Origin of the sequence: Anaerophaga thermohalophila DSM 12881, assembly GCF_000191885.1 — a bacterium.
Lineage (GTDB): Bacteria > Bacteroidota > Bacteroidia > Bacteroidales > Marinilabiliaceae > Anaerophaga > Anaerophaga thermohalophila.
The window spans coordinates 1-616 of record NZ_AEWI01000187.1 but is presented as its reverse complement, the minus strand read 5'-3'; the positions used below and the strand labels follow the sequence as shown (position 1 = coordinate 616).

1 protein-coding gene is annotated in these 616 nt (G+C 31.5%); it reads left to right on the top strand.

What is annotated here, in order from left to right:
• Positions 1-99 precede the first annotated feature (99 nt).
• Positions 100-612, top strand: coding sequence for a hypothetical protein (locus ATH1_RS19915; RefSeq protein WP_044115656.1), 513 nt, complete (start codon positions 100-102; stop codon positions 610-612).
• Positions 613-616: the final 4 nt, after the last annotated feature.

Here is a 616-nt window from a genome sequence, read left to right as displayed (position 1 = left end):
GAAAGATTCAACTCCCAGGCCGGTATCCCCGGCTTGGGAAAATTTTTTTTACTTTTACAATACGTAGGAGGCCGAAGGCTTACTTTAAAATGTACAATTATGAAAAAGATATTTAGAATAATAGTCTTTTTGTTCGTATTTACAAATTTAGTATTCAGTCAGAATTCATTCCGGAGAATTATAAGAGTTAGTGATTTTAGTGGAGACACAATCATAACGTATCATGACAACCCTGAGTTAAACCAAGAGTTACCCAGACCCAGGAATAGCAAGGGTGAAATAGTTGGTATCTATGGGTTTAAACTATCTTCAGAAGAGGATCTTTTGGAATTTGTTATAAATGAATTTACAAAGGAGGAAATTAGAGAGTTGATAAACAGTACTTGTATTATTAAATTTATTTGTATACCAAATGGAGAAATAAAAAGTGCCTCTTTTGAATTTGTAAATAAAGAGCCAGATGTATGTTTGGACAAGTTAGTATTGTTATCTCGAACAATAAAAGAAAACTTTACCCTAAATGTAGAATTTGGAGAAGATGTTGTTAATGATGCTTATATTAATTGTTCTTATGGGCTTTTTCTTGTGTTAAAAAGAAAAATGTTGGAATAAGTGG